The sequence below is a fragment of the Pseudoalteromonas sp. PS5 genome (genome assembly GCF_004103255.1).
Taxonomy (GTDB): domain Bacteria; phylum Pseudomonadota; class Gammaproteobacteria; order Enterobacterales; family Alteromonadaceae; genus Pseudoalteromonas; species Pseudoalteromonas peptidolytica.
Window position 1 is genome coordinate 13,753 of the sequence record NZ_RCSQ01000074.1, and the last position, 16,813, is coordinate 30,565.

10 protein-coding genes are annotated in these 16,813 nt (G+C 43.4%); 7 read left to right on the forward strand and 3 right to left on the reverse strand.

The window, feature by feature from the left end:
- The first annotated feature begins 15 nt into the window (after positions 1 to 15).
- Positions 16 to 3,354 carry an amidohydrolase family protein gene (locus D9603_RS10335; protein ID WP_128731242.1) on the forward strand — a complete coding sequence of 1,113 codons (3,339 nt, stop codon included), beginning with the start codon at positions 16 to 18 and terminating at the stop codon, positions 3,352 to 3,354.
- Positions 3,355 to 3,536: 182 nt separating this feature from the next.
- Positions 3,537 to 6,839: a methyl-accepting chemotaxis protein gene (locus tag D9603_RS10340; protein WP_128731243.1), complete on the forward strand. Its 3,303-nt coding sequence runs from the start codon at positions 3,537 to 3,539 to the stop codon at positions 6,837 to 6,839.
- A 78-nt stretch (positions 6,840 to 6,917) separates the two neighbouring features.
- Here the strand turns inward: D9603_RS10340 and D9603_RS10345 are convergent, their stop codons facing one another.
- Positions 6,918 to 7,688 carry an amidohydrolase gene (locus D9603_RS10345; RefSeq protein WP_128731244.1) on the reverse strand — a complete coding sequence of 257 codons (771 nt, stop codon included), beginning with the start codon at positions 7,686 to 7,688 and terminating at the stop codon, positions 6,918 to 6,920.
- Complete coding sequence (locus D9603_RS10350) at positions 7,676 to 8,848, reverse strand: methionine aminotransferase (RefSeq protein WP_170178642.1); 1,173 nt, start codon at positions 8,846 to 8,848, stop codon at positions 7,676 to 7,678. Before D9603_RS10350 ends, D9603_RS10345 begins: the two co-directional genes overlap by 13 nt.
- Positions 8,849 to 8,918: 70 nt before the next feature.
- Between D9603_RS10350 and D9603_RS10355 the strand changes: the two genes are divergently transcribed.
- The 5 genes from D9603_RS10355 to D9603_RS10375 all read left to right on the forward strand — a co-directional run bounded on the left by D9603_RS10355 (position 8,919) and on the right by D9603_RS10375 (position 13,448).
- Positions 8,919 to 9,533 (forward strand): methylthioribulose 1-phosphate dehydratase, encoded by a 615-nt coding sequence (locus D9603_RS10355; RefSeq protein ID WP_128731246.1) that lies wholly within the window; start codon positions 8,919 to 8,921, stop codon positions 9,531 to 9,533.
- Positions 9,530 to 10,216: an acireductone synthase gene (mtnC, locus tag D9603_RS10360; RefSeq protein WP_128731247.1), complete on the forward strand. Its 687-nt coding sequence runs from the start codon at positions 9,530 to 9,532 to the stop codon at positions 10,214 to 10,216. Before D9603_RS10355 ends, mtnC begins: the two co-directional genes overlap by 4 nt.
- Positions 10,213 to 10,755: a cupin domain-containing protein gene (locus tag D9603_RS10365; RefSeq protein WP_128731248.1), complete on the forward strand. Its 543-nt coding sequence runs from the start codon at positions 10,213 to 10,215 to the stop codon at positions 10,753 to 10,755. Before mtnC ends, D9603_RS10365 begins: the two co-directional genes overlap by 4 nt.
- A 342-nt stretch (positions 10,756 to 11,097) precedes the next feature.
- Positions 11,098 to 11,364, forward strand: a complete 267-nt coding sequence (locus D9603_RS22105; protein WP_128731249.1) for a hypothetical protein — start codon at positions 11,098 to 11,100, stop codon at positions 11,362 to 11,364.
- Complete coding sequence (locus D9603_RS10375) at positions 11,310 to 13,448, forward strand: winged helix-turn-helix domain-containing protein (protein WP_128731250.1); 2,139 nt, start codon at positions 11,310 to 11,312, stop codon at positions 13,446 to 13,448. The genes D9603_RS22105 and D9603_RS10375 overlap by 55 nt, the downstream gene beginning before the upstream one ends.
- 175 nt (positions 13,449 to 13,623) lie before the next feature.
- Here the strand turns inward: D9603_RS10375 and D9603_RS10380 are convergent, their stop codons facing one another.
- Positions 13,624 to 16,473 carry a pitrilysin family protein gene (locus tag D9603_RS10380; RefSeq protein ID WP_128731251.1) on the reverse strand — a complete coding sequence of 950 codons (2,850 nt, stop codon included), beginning with the start codon at positions 16,471 to 16,473 and terminating at the stop codon, positions 13,624 to 13,626.
- Positions 16,474 to 16,813 lie beyond the last annotated feature (340 nt).

Sequence of the window (16,813 nt, forward strand, 5' to 3'; positions counted from 1 at the left end):
ATAAAGGGAACATCTATGTCTTTTTTTAAGTCGCCAATAGCCGCAGCGATTAGTGCTGCTGTTATCGGGTTTAGCCAGCCAACTATCGCTGATGATAAAGTTGCCGCGACACCTACCGAAGAAAAATCAACAAAAGGCTGGGACGTACTTAACCCTCCTGGTGATAAACAAACGATTACCATTGATACCAATGAAACAACATGGAGTAATCTGGATGTGAGTCCAGATGGTAAACATATTGTTTTTGATATGCTTGGCGATCTGTATATCATGCCCATAAGCGGTGGAAAGGCCACTGCGCTCACCGCAGATATTGGCTGGAACATCCAACCAAAATTCTCACCTGATGGCAAAAAGATAGCGTTTATCTCCGACCGTGCCGGTGGCGACAATTTATGGGTAATGGATGTTGATGGTCAAAATCTACGTCAAGTATCTACAGAAGTGAACAATATTGTTCACAACCCAGCATGGTCGCCAGATGGCCAGTACATTGCGGTAAAACAAGGTCAAGTAACGGGCCGAACTATCCCCGGTGGTTCAATCCGCATGTATCATATTAGCGGTGGTAAAGGCGTATTAGTACGCGAGCGCTTGCATGGCGCTAAATCACAGAAGAACGTTGCTGAGCCAACCTTTTCTAACGATGGTAAAAAAATCTATTACTCGGTAGATGCAACATCTGGAGTGCGTTGGGAGTACAATAAAAATGCACTTAAACCTGTTTTTGAGATCCGCAGCTGGGACTTAGCGACAGGTGAAGAAGAAACCGTGATTAGCGGTGCCGGTGGTGCGATTCGCCCAACCGTCAGCCCTGATGGTAATTCAATCGCTTTTGTAAAACGAGAAGACAATGGCGATGAAATGGTCAGCGCACTTTATACAAAGAATTTGCATTCAGGTATTGAAACGCGTATTTACTCAGGGCTCGATCGTGACTTGCAAGAAGCCAATGGCGCACACGGTAATACCCCTTCATTTGCCTACACACCTGATGGCAAGTCTCTGGTATTTTGGGCTAAAGGTGTATTCCACCGTGTAGATATTGACTCAAAAGAAGCACAAGTGATCCCAACCAGAGTCATTGCTGAAAAACAAATGACTCCAGCACTTCGCTTTGCTGTCGATGTTGCACCAGATACTTTCAAAGTTAAGCTTGCTCGCTGGTCACAACTATCTCCAGATGGTGAGACCGTCCTTTTTCAAGCGCTTGGTTATCTTTATGTGAAAGATATTGAGTCAGGTGAGATTAAGCGTCTAACCAAACAAACCGATCACTTCGAGTTCTACCCAAGTTATTCACGCGATGGTAAATCAATCGTATACACAACTTGGAATGATAAAGCGCTTGGTGACGTAAGAGTCGTTTCTGCAACCGGTGGTAAAGGTAAAGTGATCACTCAAGAGCCAGGGCACTATATCTCAGCAAGCTTCTCTGCGAATGGCAAACAAGTACTATTTAAAAAAGTCACTGGGGGCTACTTACTCAATGGTGATTGGTCAATGCACCCAGGGATCTACCTAGTTGACACATCTGGCGGTGAAGCTAAGCTCGTTACCAAGCATGGTGACAACCCTCACTTTGGTGCTGATCCTGAGCGTATTTATTTTTCGATGATGAGTGATGAAACTCATAGAGAATTAAAAAGTGTTAATTTAAATGGCCAAGAAATGCGCAGCCACTTTAAAGGAGATTATGTCTTTGACTTTAAAGTGTCACCCGACGGTAACTACGTTGCATTTATCGAGCACTTCAATACATTCGTTGCGCCATTCACTAGTACAGGTAAAACCTTATCAATTAATAAAGGTGAAAAGGCTTTCCCGGTAAAGCAAGTATCAAAGTATTCCGGCGATTTCTTAAACTGGAAAGCTGATAGCAGCGCACTAACTTGGGCATTCGGCCCGACACTTTACCATCGTAAGCTTACTGACACATTTGCATTTATTGATGGTGCTTCAAATCAGCTAGATGAGCTCACCGCAGAGGGGATTGATTTAAGTTTTACGCATCCAGCAGATAAGCCTGAGGGTATACTTGCGCTAGTAGGTGGTAAAGTAGTTACCATGCGTAATGCCGAAAAAGAGCAAGAGGTCATCGAAGATGGGGTGGTTTTAATCAAAGAAAACCGCATTGTGGCCGTTGGTAAACGCAGCGAGGTAGAGCTCCCTAGCACAGCAAAGGTTATGGATATCAGTGGTAAAACGGTTATCCCTGGCTTAATTGATGCGCACGCACATGGCAGTTATGGAAGTCGTAATTTACAGCCTCAACAGAACTGGAACCAATACTCCAACTTAAGTTTTGGCGTAACAACTATCCATGACCCCTCAAATGACTCGTCAGAAGTATTCTCTATGGCAGAGTTACAACGAGCAGGTTTAACCGTGGCACCTCGAACCTATTCCGTTGGTCGTATTTTGTATGCTGGACATGCACCAGGCTACAAAACACCAATTAGCAATTTAGAAGATGCACAGTTTCATGTTAAACGCTTAAAAGATGCCGGTGCTATCTCTGTTAAAAGCTATAACCACCCTCGCCGCGAAACTCGCCAACAAGTGTTAGAAGCTGCAAAAAACATGGAAATCATGGTAGTACCTGAGGGCGGCTCCAAGTTCCAGCACAATATGAACATGATTGTGGATGGTCATACTGGTGTCGAGCACGCGTTACCGGTTCCTAATATTTACTCTGATATTGAACAAATGTGGGGGCAAACAAACGTTGGCTTTACACCAACATTTGTTGTTGCCTATGGCGGTATCTCAGGTGAGGAATATTGGTATGAGCATACCAATGTTTGGGAAAACGAACGTCTAATGAGTTTTGTGCCTGAATATATTGTCAAACCAAGAGCTATCCGTTCAGGAAAGGCACCGGAGCGCCATTACAATCATATCAATGTTGCCAAAACAGCCAAGCAACTCCGCGACAAAGGGGTGACTGTACACATAGGTGCTCACGGTCAAAGAGAGGGCTTAGCTGCACACTGGGAACTATGGTCTATGGCACAAGGGGGCTTCACACCGTGGCAGGCACTGAGAAGTGGTACCATTGACGGCGCAAGATACCTTGGTATGGATCATGACCTTGGCACCATTGAGCAAGGTAAATTGGCAGACTTAGCGATTATTGATGGTGACGTGCTGTCAAACATTCGTGACTCAGAAAAAGTCGCCTATACCGTAATCAATGGCCGTATCTATGATGCTGCTACCATGAACGAAGTCGGTAACTATGACAAGCAGCGCCAGCCTTTCTTCTTTGAAAGTGGTTCACAAACACAGATGCACCCTGCCACTGCCGAGTATATGGAAGAAAAAGCACATACTTATCACTGGAAACACTAACGCCCTATTTGATGAGCGGCTTGAATAAAAAATGAGCCTACTTATTGTTTAGCGCTCTGGTTATTTGATACCTAGAATAGCCCGGTGATTTACTCACTGGGCTTTTTTATATTTTGCCTAGATCTTAACCAATACTGTTCTATGCTGTTATAGATACCTCTATCACAACAGGGAATTAGGTTATGTCTGGATTTTCACAATTCTTTCGCTCGCTTAATCTAACCAAGAAACTCACCTTTGCTTTTCTAGTTGTTGCGCTGGTGCCACTAATCGTGATTATTTCTATTGCCCTGAACTCGGCGTCGAATGCAATGACAGTGCAGGTATACTCGCAACTTGGTGCGGTTAGTGAAATAAAGAAGAGCGCGGTTTTACGCTACTTTGATACTGTTGAGAATAAACTCGATGCGTTTACTGCAAATCCTTTGATCCCCATTATGGCGCAGGAATTTGTAACCAGCTTTACAGCTCAGGAGAGTGGTCAAAATAGCACGAAATTGAGCCGTTTCTATGACGATGTATTTGTTCCTAAATTTAACCAAAGCAACTCCTCTGGTATTGCTACCACAAACTTGATAGACAACCTCTCAGGCACCGGGCTCGCATTGCAAACTAGATATTTAGCAGATAACCCCTACCCGATTGGTGAAAAGCATAAATTTATCGAAACGGGCCACTTGGACGACTACGACTTAGCCCACCGTAGCTATCATCCCTACTTACTGAACGTTGCTGAGATCAATGAATTTTATGACATTTTCATTATTGACCCTAATAGTGGCAACATTGTTTATTCTGTATTTAAGGAAGTGGACTTTGCGACCTCTCTTGAAACTGGACCTTACTCAAACAGCAACTTAGCTACTCTATACCAAGAGTTGAAACAAGTAACAGACCCGAGCGTCAGCGCTTTTGCTGATTACAGCCAGTATTTACCTTCCTATAACGCCCCAGCTAGCTTTATCGGTAAACCTATAGTAATGGATGGTCAAATCGTTGCGATTATAGCGATTCAACTATCCATTGATGCAATTAACGCCATCATGACTGAGCGTGAAGGTCTAGGTGACAGTGGCGAAACTTACTTAGTAGGCCCTGAAGGGCTGATGCGCTCCGACTCTTTTTTAGATCCAGAACATCATTCAGTGGTCAATTCTTTTCGCTATCCAGAGCGAGGAAAAGTCGACACCGTTGCCGTTTCACAAGCATTGAAAAATCAGTCTGGACAGCAAATCATTGAAGACTACAATGGCGAAAAGGTACTCTCTGCCTTCACGCCCGTTGATATATTTAATACACGCTGGGCATTACTTGCCGAAATCGATGAAACAGAAGCCTTTTCTTCAATCACTTCGCTATCTCAATATCTTACACTCATACTCGCCATCACGATAATTCTGGTGCTGTTTGTCGCATACTGGTTTTCCAAAACACTTACCAAACCTGTTCGTGAGCTGGTTGATACGATGAAATCTGTCGAGCAAGAAGGTAACTTTTCTCTTCGAGCCCCAGTTCATAGTGTTGATGAAATAGGGTTAAGTGCACAGGCATTTAATTCTTTGCTAGATGCGTTACAACTCTCCATTACAGAGGCTAATCGTGTGATGAATCAAATGGCTTCTGGTAAATTTGACGACCGAATTAAAGTGCCATGCCGAGGCGAATTAGAAACACTTAAAGAAGCAACGAATCACTGCGCTAATACATTAAACCGCGCAATCTCAGAACTCAATGACATTTCTATTGATATGGCGCAGGGTCGCTTCGATACCAAGCTAAGCGTCCCCATGTCTGGTGATTTGGAAAAGCTCAAACATAATATCAACGACTCCCTCTCATCCATTAACTCAACCATGAGCGGAATTGTCCATGTAATGACAAATATTGAACAAGGTAACTTTAAAGAAAAAGTGACAGTTCCGGCAAAAGGAAAATTAGCGCAGCTTAAGGATGCAGTGAACAACTCGGTACAGAGTTTAAGCAGCGCAATTGACGGGATAAGTAATATCATGTCAGCAATGAAACAAGGCGACTTTTCAGTTCAGCTAGATGCACCTTTAGCAGGGCAACTCGATACGCTCAAACAAGATATCAACTCCAGCATGGCAAACCTAGACAAGGTGATGAAAGAGATAGGCACCGTGATGGCAGGGGTCAGTAATGGTGATTTTAAGCGACAAGTGAATGTGGCAGCGACAGGACAGCTTGCGCAGCTCAAAGATGACATTAACGCCTCAATTACCTCTGTCGATGTCGCTATATCTGAAATATCGACCGTAATGATGGCCATCAGTCATGGCCGCTTCGACAGAACGATTCAGTCTGGAATGTCTGGTCAACTAGACAACCTGAAAACTGACATAAACCGCTCTGTAAATAACCTCAATCAAGTAGTCGAAGAGTTGGGTAGCGTGATGGGAGCGATGTCTGAAGGTGACTTTAGCCAAAAAATAGCGCTACCGCTACAAGGGCAATTGCAGCAGCTTAAGGACGACGTAAATGACTCAACACAACAAATCTCTGATGCAATTACCGAGGTGAGCAGCGTGTTGGCCAATATTGCTAAGGGAGACTTAAGCAATAAAGTCGAGGGAGATTATCTTGGTGTGTTTGCCGCATTGCAACACGATACGAATACCACTATACAGAAGCTGACGAGCGTAATTGAAGGGATCCAAACCGCAGCCAATTATGTTGCCCAAAGTGCAGGTGAGATAGCGGCAAGCAATACAGAGATTAGTCAACGTACCGAAGAGCAAGCCGCAAACTTAGAGGAGGCGAGCGCCAGTACGGGCAATATGTTAGACGAACTGACAAAAGTTTCGAATCAATCTGGAGATGCCGTAACCCTTGCAAGAAATGCAGAAAATATTGCAAAAGAAGGTGGTAGCCTGTCGTCTCAAACCGTCGCAGCAATCAACGAAGTAAATAAAGCCAGTAAAGACATCAATGAAATTGTTTCCGTTATTGATGGCTTAGCATTTCAAACCAACTTACTTGCATTAAATGCTGCGGTAGAAGCGGCTCGTGCAGGTGAAAATGGCAGAGGGTTTGCTGTTGTCGCAAATGAAGTGAGAGAACTGGCTGGTAGAAGTGCAGCATCGGCAAAACAGATAAAAGAAATCATTGCCAACAGCAACCAAAAAGTAGAGCAAGGCACAGAGCTTGCCAACGATTCAGGAGAAAAACTGGAGCAAATAGTAGGCGCAGTGAGTGATGTTAATCATAATATCATTAAGATTAATGAGTCGACTTCGATGCAGCAGCAGGCCATAAAAGAGGTTGATTTAGTGGTTCAGCGATTAACTGACCTTATTCAAGAAAATTCAGCGATAACGGAAGAAACCATGGCTGCGGCTCGGCAAATGGCTGAACAAGCCCATGAAATGCGTACACAATTGAGCTACTTCCACCTATCAAAAGATGAATACCGTGCAGAGCGTGAGGATGGAGAGCTATTGGTGCACCAATACAATGCCTCATAGTAACAGTATGTGACGAATTCACCCAGCATGGCTGGGTGAAGCGTCTGCTCTTCGCTTTGCTTTAAAACAGTGGCAGCATTACGTCAAAGCAAATGCGTCGGCATCCAGATACGCTGGAAAGCGGCTTTTGTATTCGGCTAGTTTATTTGTATCGATCAGAACAGTAATAATCCCAGACCTTTCATCAGCAACAGAGTCAAGGGTATTACCATTAAAATCGATAACCTTGGTACCGCCATCATGCTCGGTCCCATAACCGTCCTGACCGACTCGATTTACTGCCAGAACAAAGCATTGATTTTCAATAGCTCTAGCTGCGAGCAAAGTATCCCAGTGCGAGCGCCGTGCTGCGGGCCAATTCGCGATATTAATCATCACGTCATAATCATTGTGGTTGCGTTGAAAAACGGGAAAACGCAAGTCATAGCAGATCTGCGGTAAAAATTTAACTCCGTTTAATTCGAACACTTCACGGCACTTCCCAGCCACCACAAAATCCCCCTCATTGCCTAAACAGAATAAGTGCCTTTTGTCATAGTGCCATATCTCTCCATCTGGCTGACACCACACCATACGATTGGCTTTTTTCTCTTCATGTGGAATCAATATACTAGCAGCCACCACAGCCTGAAAACGCTGAGCACATTGCTGTAAAAATGCGATGGCTGCCTCAGCATGATGCTCAACACCCTGCTCTTTTACCGCAAACCCAGTAGCAAACGTTTCTGGTAGCAAGATTAAATCACTGTCCTCTAAACCTTCGAGTAACTGTTCTATCTGGGTAAAGTTAGCTTCTGGCGACAGCCATTGGATATCTGTTTGAACAAGAGAAACGGTTAAAGTTGACATAAACGTTTTGCAGCCTCTTCTAATGTTTGGTTTTCCTTAGCAAAGCATAATCTAATCACTTTGTCTTTAGGTGCTTGTTGATAAAACACACTAAGAGGTACAGCGGCAACCCCCACCTCGGTCACCAAATAGCGACAAAATGCAACATCATCAAGTTCAGAAATGGCACTGTAGTCCAACAATAAGAAATAAGTACCTTCACTTGGTAACAACTCAAATCGACTCGATGCCAATGCGTTAACGAGCACGTCTCGCTTGTGTTGGTAAAATGCACTTAATTCATCAACATGTTCAGGCTGCTCAGCTAACATGTCTGCTAGCGCAAGCTGTGCTGGAGTAAAGCTCGAAAACGTTACATACTGGTGGATCTTTCTAAACTCCATAGCCATCTGTTTTGGCGCCACACAGTAGCCCATTTTCCAGCCTGTGCTGTGGAACGTTTTACCAAAGCTGGAAACCACAAAGGCACGTGCAAATAGCTCAGGATCCGACAGCACACTTCGGTGAGCAAAGCCATCAAACGTGATGTGCTCATATACCTCATCACTAATAAGTAGGAGGTCATGCTGCTCTAGTAATTGCTTCAACTGTGCTAAATCGTCGCTTTTTAGGGTTTTTGCGGAAGGGTTATGAGGAGTGTTAATAATAATAGCGCGAGTCTTGGCAGTGATACTTGCGGCGACTTGCTGCCAATCAATTTGGTAATTCGGCGCAGTTAACGCAATGTGTACTGCTTTACCTCCAGCCAGTTCTATCGCAGGCTCATAAGAGTCATAAGCTGGGTCAAATACGATGACTTCATCTCCTTTTGATACAATAGCCTGAATAGCCACAAACAATGCCTCAGTCGCCCCTGACGTCACAGTTACTTGCTCTTGCCCTGACACATTCACCTGATAACGACGTGCAATTAATGCTGCGATTTGCGCTTGCAGGTTTGGTATTCCAGCCGAAGGCGCATATTGGTTCTGACCTGCATGAACATAATGATTCAGCTGTGACTTCAGATAATCAGGTGCATCAAACTCAGGAAAGCCCTGAGATAAGTTAATTGCACCATGCTCATTAGCTAATGCCGTCATTTGGCTAAATATACTGATCCCGACTTCAGGTAACTTACTTTTCACTGGCGACACTCTCTTTCTTATGGTGCTAATCATGAGTGGATGCTATCATTACTCAAAATAGATGTATAGCCGTCCAAACGCATTTAATTTATAGGTGTAAGATATGCACACACAAGCCGCAAAACTCGCGCTTATCGAAGCAGGAGCTTGGGTTGCTCAGCAAGGCTGGGTTCCCGCGACTGGTGGTAATTTTTCTATCAAAACAGACTCTGGCTTTGTTGTCACGGCCAGCGGCTTTGATAAAGGCAAATTAACCCCTGAACAATTTTTAGAATTAAACTCTGAGGGTGCCATAGTTGCGGGCAGTGGTAAACCTTCCGCCGAGACGGCTTTGCACCTTAAGTTATATGCACTATGCGACCACGCACAGTGTATTCTGCATACTCACTCAGTCGCTGCGACAGTATTATCACGCTACATGAAAGGCGAGCAACTACAGATCTGCGGTTACGAAATGCAAAAGTCACTGTCCGGTATTCAATCGCATGAAGAAACCTTATCTATTGCTATTTTTGACAACGACCAGGACATCGAGCGACTGGCACAACACGTGGCTCAACGTCATCAGACTACACCGATAAGACATGGTGTATTAATACGAGGGCATGGATTGTATGCAGTTGGACAATCAGTACAAGAAACCCGTCGCCATATTGAAGGCCTAGAATTTTTGTTTGCCTGCGAACTAGAACGCATAAAATTGGAGGGGCGCCAATGATCAAAGCAATACTAACGGATATCGAAGGAACCATTACCCGCATCTCTTTTGTCAAAGAGATGCTATTCCCGTATGCCACGGCGCATTTACCACAATTTATTCGCGACCATCAACACGACGCCGACGTTGCCGAGCAAATTAGTACTGTAAGAGCGGAGTTGGATAATGCTAACGCCGATATTGATACCGTGATCACAGCACTACTTGAATGGATTGCTGCTGATAAGAAAATCACGCCATTAAAACAACTACAAGGTCTTGTTTGGCAGTTTGGTTATAAAAATGGTGACTTTACCGGACACCTGTATGAAGACGCCTACCAGTTTTTGACCCAACAAAAAGCTAATGGCCGAAGCTTATATGTATACTCCTCGGGCTCAGTAAAAGCCCAACAGCTCCTTTTTGCACACTCTGACTACGGTGACATCCGTGCACTTTTCAGCGATTATTTTGATACTAAAGTGGGCGCTAAGCAGGAAATTTCAGCATATCTGAACATTATTGCCACCTTGCCGTACGAGGCCGAGCATATTCTCTTTTTAAGCGATATTGTCGCAGAACTGGATGCTGCAAAGGCAGCAGGTATGAAGACGTTGCAGCTATTTAGAGATGCTCAATCAACATCAGCAGAGCATCCAGTCATATCAAATTTTGATCATTTTGATGAAGGGGCATTTTCATGAGTCAACTCACCATTTTCTCCGCAAACAACCCAAATCAAGCGCTACAGCAAGTGCAGGATGCAAACACAATCGCATCTTTACTTGCAGAGCAAGGCGTTCGCTTTGAACAGTGGCAGGCCACAAAAGACATCCACTCGGACATGTCGCAAACCGAGATTATTGATGCCTATCAACACGATGTTGAAAGGCTAAAGTCGCAGGGTGGCTATCAAACTGTTGACGTCATTTCACTTGCAAAGGGCAACCCAAGCGCCCCAGAGTTACGACAAAAGTTTCTTTTTGAGCATACTCATAGTGAAGACGAAGTGCGCTTTTTTGTTAAAGGACAAGGGTTATTTTGCCTGCACTTAAACAACAAGGTATACCAAGTACTGTGCCAGCAGGGCGACCTTATCTCAGTGCCAGAAAACACACCACACTGGTTCGATATGGGCAGTGATCCAGAGTTTACGGCAATTCGCCTTTTTAATAATCAAGAGGGATGGGTAGCAAGCAGTACCGGCTCTGAGATTGCAAAGCAATTTCCACTACTTGATTGATCCCAAACTGAAAACTCGGAGCAAGGAAGCAACTGCTTAGTCTAGGTTGCTTCCTTACATTAAACCCCAACCACTAAAGTACTTACCTCAACAATATCACTGCTTTTTTAACCGTAACCAACTCTTGCAGCGGTTAATTCCCAAAGATATAAGTAATAACTGCTGAATATTATTTTAAAATCTTTGATAATATCGGCATTAGGATCTGTGTACCTTTCAAGTTTGTTGTTGCAATAGTTTGGGTGGTATTTATACAAGGCAGTGCGTACGTAGCATAGTGTGTCTATGTAAATCAGGCGATAAAGACTATGTGCTACTACAAAGTCACCTTACCCTACTCCTATGTTGAGCAACGCAGCAGAAGTGCTAATAGAGCTCAGCGTTTTGGATTTACCTGAGTGCGCGTTGTTCATTGTTGCCCAACTTTTACTTAGATTACTTGGCGGCAAGTCGAGCGCAGTGAACAAGACACACTCAGAGGAACAAAAATCAAACAGCAAAGGTCAACAGACCCCAAGCAAATTGATATTACTGGTCACTAATTTGGTATTTTCATGGATCTCGAAACAACACACCCGAACTATATTGATATTGGATGCTGGCAACTGAATACAGCCACGCAAACCATCAGTAACACCCAAGAAAGTAAAGAGCTAGAGCCATTACTTTTCAAAGCACTGATGTATTTTATTCAAAATCAAAACCGGATCATTACTCGCCAAGAGCTTGCGCAAAACGTGTGGCATCTTAGCTTTGTTGATGATAATACAATTAACCGTGTCATATTCGAGCTAAGAAAGCAGCTGGCTTCTGATCTGCAACCAAAACCAGTGATTAAAACGCACTACCGAAAAGGCTATAGCTTTACTGTACCGCTAGCAGATGCAGCGGAGTTGCCCCCTGAAGCAGAGACCGCTGTTTGCAAAAAAAGCAAAGCATCAAAGCCTTATAAATATTATCTTATTGCGTTTACCTGTTTTGTCTTGGCAGCTATTGCCATCACCCTGTATGTAGAAATGCCCCGTCAAACTACTGAGCGTAACCGTCAGCCACCACAAGCTGCAACATTTAACAATCAAATACTCTCGTGGTATCGAGGCCATCATGGCAAATTATACAACTCTCCAGATCAGCGCTACCTCGCCTATAGCTTTAAATCCGCGACCAATGAAGCGAATACACTAGGAGAGATAAGACTGATGGATCTCACCACCCAACATGAGAAGGCGCTAAGCATACCGATAAACAGTTCCATTTTAGGGTGGTCCGCTGACAGTAATTGGATTTACTATCTACACCAAGCCGAGCGCGACTCAGAGCAACCGGTATGCGAATATCGCAAACATCGCCTATCTCCAAACACCGTTAACCGCGATCAAGCTTTATTCCCATGCTCTGGCGGCGCTATCAACGCAATATTTGATTTCGGCCAAGCACAAATAGTGTATAGCCGACGGGGTTATTTAGGGATACCTAGCCTCGGAGCCATTTATCGTTATGACCTTAATACACAAAAAGAAACTCGGATCACGACACCCAGCAATCATGGTTTTGGTGATCGCCTGCTTGCAATCATCCCCGACACACAACAGTTGATTTTTACACGTAACATTGGTGATAAGGTTGAGCTATTAGTCACCACACTCAATGGCCATAAAACCTTGAAATTAGCTGAATATCCACATTTGTTATGGGCTGCAAATTGGGATCCTAAGCAAAAAACAGTGTTGTGGTTTGACCATGACAGCAGCGAAATAAAGCGTTATTCAATGCAAACTTTAACTGAGCTACCACCTGTTAGGGTAGCAGTAGAGCCAACATCTTACGTTTTGCCTATGTCAAAGAGCCAGCTACTCATGACGACTTATGGCTATGATCATGATAGTTATGTCATTGATTTAAAAACGGGCGAGTCAACAACTTTTGCTAAACCCAAGATCTACGAAGTGATTATGGCCTACCTTGGAGAAGGAGAGTTTGCCTACACGGATTCGGTCTTTAAGGACACCGAGTCATATACTGTAATTCGAATCGACCAACATCATAGATATAGCCCTATCACACAACTGAGTGCTGGATATTCAATCATTGACTCCGATCCTGCCGAGCAGCAAATATTGGTTAAGCAGACAGTGAATAAAGTCGCCCAAGTAAGAGCTTTAGGCTCGCTCGATATACTATATACGATGCCAGATAACGAAAAAAATGGTGACACCCGCCTACACAATAATCGAGTGGCACAGCTGCGCGCCCATGAAATAACGGATGATAAGATAATTGAAGTGATCTCTATCAGAGATCAAAAGAGCACAACTCTTCCTGCTCGCAATATTGTCGGCATTGACTGGTATGACGATACCCAGCTTGTCACGCTATCAAGCAATCGAGACATTGCACTATTGAACGTTATAACCACCGAAGTCACCCCGTTAATATCGGGTGAAGCCCTGCACCATAGCTTGAACGGTGAAAAGGTCAGACCCATGATAACGGCAGCTAACGGTGATATATACCTTTATAATCGACAGTCTGTATTTAAGCTTAATGACGATAACACCCTTGAAACCGTTCTGGATATAAAGTCCGTAGTCAATGCCGACTCTAGCATCTACTATTTAGATGCACATGGTAACAAACTGCTGATTTCTTACATCACTCGATACCATAATGAAATTAAGTTATATCAACGCTAGGGCATGCCAGCACAAATAATAGATGGTATCGTATTGGTACTCAGTTACCACGTGTTTGCCATCCTCCTAGTAACTAGCGAAAATACAACTTGGATATGCGCTTATTTGTCAAAAGTCGAGTTAAAAAAATGGCGAGCACAGAGTGCCCGCCACGGTTGGGATCAATTTGGTTAACTTATTGAACGGTTAATGTTTTAACTTTAAAGCCCTTAGCCTCTAGTTGCGTTGTCAATGAAGGCGCATCCCCCACTACAATGTAAGTCATATTTGTTGGTGCAAGGTGCTTAGCAGCTAATTGGTTTAGTTCTTTTTTAGTCACCTTTTCGATAATGTTAGCCTGTGTTTCTACAATACTTGAATCAACATTATGTGCGTGCATCATCGCAAAGAAACTTAATTTCGCAGCTGGTGTTTCATATTTCAGTGCATCTCGTTGGGCAATGGCATTTTTTGTAAACTCCACTTCTTTGTCTGTCAGTCCCGATTTACTGACCAAGTTTAATTCATGTTGAATCTCGTTTAGTGCATCTGCCACATTTTCAGCATTAATTCCTGAAGAAATCACATAATGTCCTGTGTCTCGATTTCCTGAGAAAGTGCCACGGATACCATAGGTGAAGCCTTTATCTTCTCGCAAGTTTTGCGTAATACGGCTGTTAAAACTATTTGAGAATGCAAAGTTCATAATTTGACTTTTAAAATACTCACCTGATAAGTCTGCAGCCACAGTATGCGTTGCCACCCTGATCTGCGCCTGAGGTGCATTTTCTTTGTGTACAAGATAAATCGTGTTGCTGTCTAACTGCGCAGGTGTTGCCTCAACCATAGTAAGCTCACCTTTACCCTGCCACTTAGATAGTGCACCTTCCAATGCCGCAATGAGTTTAGGCTGCGCCATATCAGATACTACCGACAATTTACTACCTTGCGGGCGAACTTGCTTGGCGTAATAGGATTTAATATCGGTAAGCTCTAGCTTTGCAAGCTCGTCAACAGTAGGTAACCAAGGTTTACTGTAGTTTCCTTTTGCATACATCACTTCATTTAATGCACTATCCGCTAAAAAGTCAGCACTATCTCGCTCTGTTTTACTGTACTCCATGACAAGGCCTTTCACTCGATCAAAATCTGATTCAGCAAATTTAGGCTGCAATAACTTCTCAGCCAACACCGCTAATGTTTGCGTTAGATTCTTCGTTAAAGTCGACACCTCAATTTCAATATGCTCAGGCTTAGCATCAAATGATATTTCCGCACCGAGTTTAGCTAACTGCTGAGCGAGTTCTGATTTTGTATGTTGAGTTGTGGCTTCTGTTAGCATTTCCACCGTTAATAATGCAACACCTGGTAATTGCTCTGGGTCATATAAGCGACCTGCTGGAATTTGCAATAGTAAGGTTGTAGTAGGCGTTTCAGCATCTTCTGCACCTAACACTTCAATACCATTCATCGTTTTTGTTTTCCAAAGCTTGGGTAACGTAATCGTTTTTGCAGCACCAGAGGTAGGCTTTATACTGCGGTCAAAAGTATCTACGATAATAGGTAACTCTACCTCAGCTTTTGCCGTTTCAGTGCCTGCTGGTTCGAAAAATGTTGGTGTATAGTTGTCCGGTTGCGCCACTGTCTCCGGCTTACCTTTAGGTACAATGCTGAGCACAGTATGCGGTTTGTTAGCAACATATTGAGCATATACTCGCTTAATATCATCTACTTTCAGCGCTCTGATACTCGCTAGCTGCTGACTCAAGTAGTCAGGACTGTTATGGAAAGTCTCAAATTCGGCAAGCATTGACACTTTACCTTGCACACTTTGCAGCGCTCTAACAATTTCTGCTTCTCGTTTGGTAATAAATAGCTCAATGTCATTTTGAGTCAGGTCATTTTCAATGTAGTCACTCACTAAGGTTTCAATATCTTGGTTTAGCGCCGTCAACGTTTTACCGCTTACAGGGTGTGGCAGTGCGATAATAATCATCTGACAAGATAATTCAAAACACTTATGCGCAGAGCTTGCATGGACAGCTTGCTGAGTATCAACTAATTTCTGACGCAGCATTGAACTTTCACCTTGGCCAATAAAATAACCTAGGGCATCTAATGCGGCTTCATCTTGGTGCCCCATATAGGCCGTCGGATAGGTTTTTCTGATCATTGGCAGTGACACATTATCTTCGTACGACACAAAACGAGTTTCACTCAATGTACCTGGCTGTTTTGCAGCGCTGGTCACGGCCTCACCTCGCGGTATTGAGCCAAAGTATTTTTGTACCAACGGCAGTACGTCATCGCGACTAATTGCTCCACCAATCGTTAGTGTCGCGTTATTTGGGCCATACCAACGTTTAAAGAAGGCTTTTAAATCGTTGGCATCAGCTCTATTTAGATCCGACATATATCCAATTGGCATCCAAGAATAAGGATGCCCATAGCCATACAGGGCTTGATGCGACTTTTCGGTACCCTGCCCATAAGGCACGTTGTCATAACGCATCATGCGTTCATTTTTTACCGCAGCACGTTGCACTTCAAACTTTTCTTGAGTAATACCTTGAGCAAAAAAGCCCATACGGTCTGACTCTAACCACAGCATTTTCTCCAATTGATTTACTGGGACGGTTTGGAAGTAGTTAGTTCTATCTAAATTCGTTGTGGCATTTAGCTTTCCACCCGCTTCAGTCACCATTTTGATATGCTCTTCATCTGCCACATGTTTTGAGCCTTGAAACATCATGTGCTCAAATAAATGAGCAAACCCTGACTTACCCAACTCTTCTCGTGCAGAGCCAACATGATAAGTCACATCCACATGCACTAATGGATCAGAGTGGTCTTCATGTAGAATAACGGTTAGGCCATTTTCCAATTCAAACTTTTCATATGCGATACCAATATCACCGCGCTCAATATGCTTTTGTTCAACAAATTCTGCACCTGCATATTTTTCGCTTTCAGACGATTGAAACTGACTACAGCCATTTAATGTTGCAGCCATAATTACTGCCATTGCTACTTTATTTAAAAGCATAAGAAAATCCTTACATCAACTTTATTATTTTATCTATCTGTTTAGAGGAGCTCACAGGCTGTCCCCTGCTGTTGACGACAAGATTAACTATCTCTGCTCGGTGAGTCGCTTATGAAGTTATCATGAATTCATTTTTATTTTATTAGCAATATAATCAAGAAGTTAAAATTATTATAGAAATATTCCAGACGGACTTTTCGTTATTTCGAGGCTTTTTACAAGCAGTATCTGGGTATAATGTTAGCGCAGGTGGCTCAGTAGTCTTTAGCAATCAGTGTCTATTAGTAATGCGTGAAGTGTGGGCAGTTACGATAGCTTACTTAACCCCAGCTCGGGATAA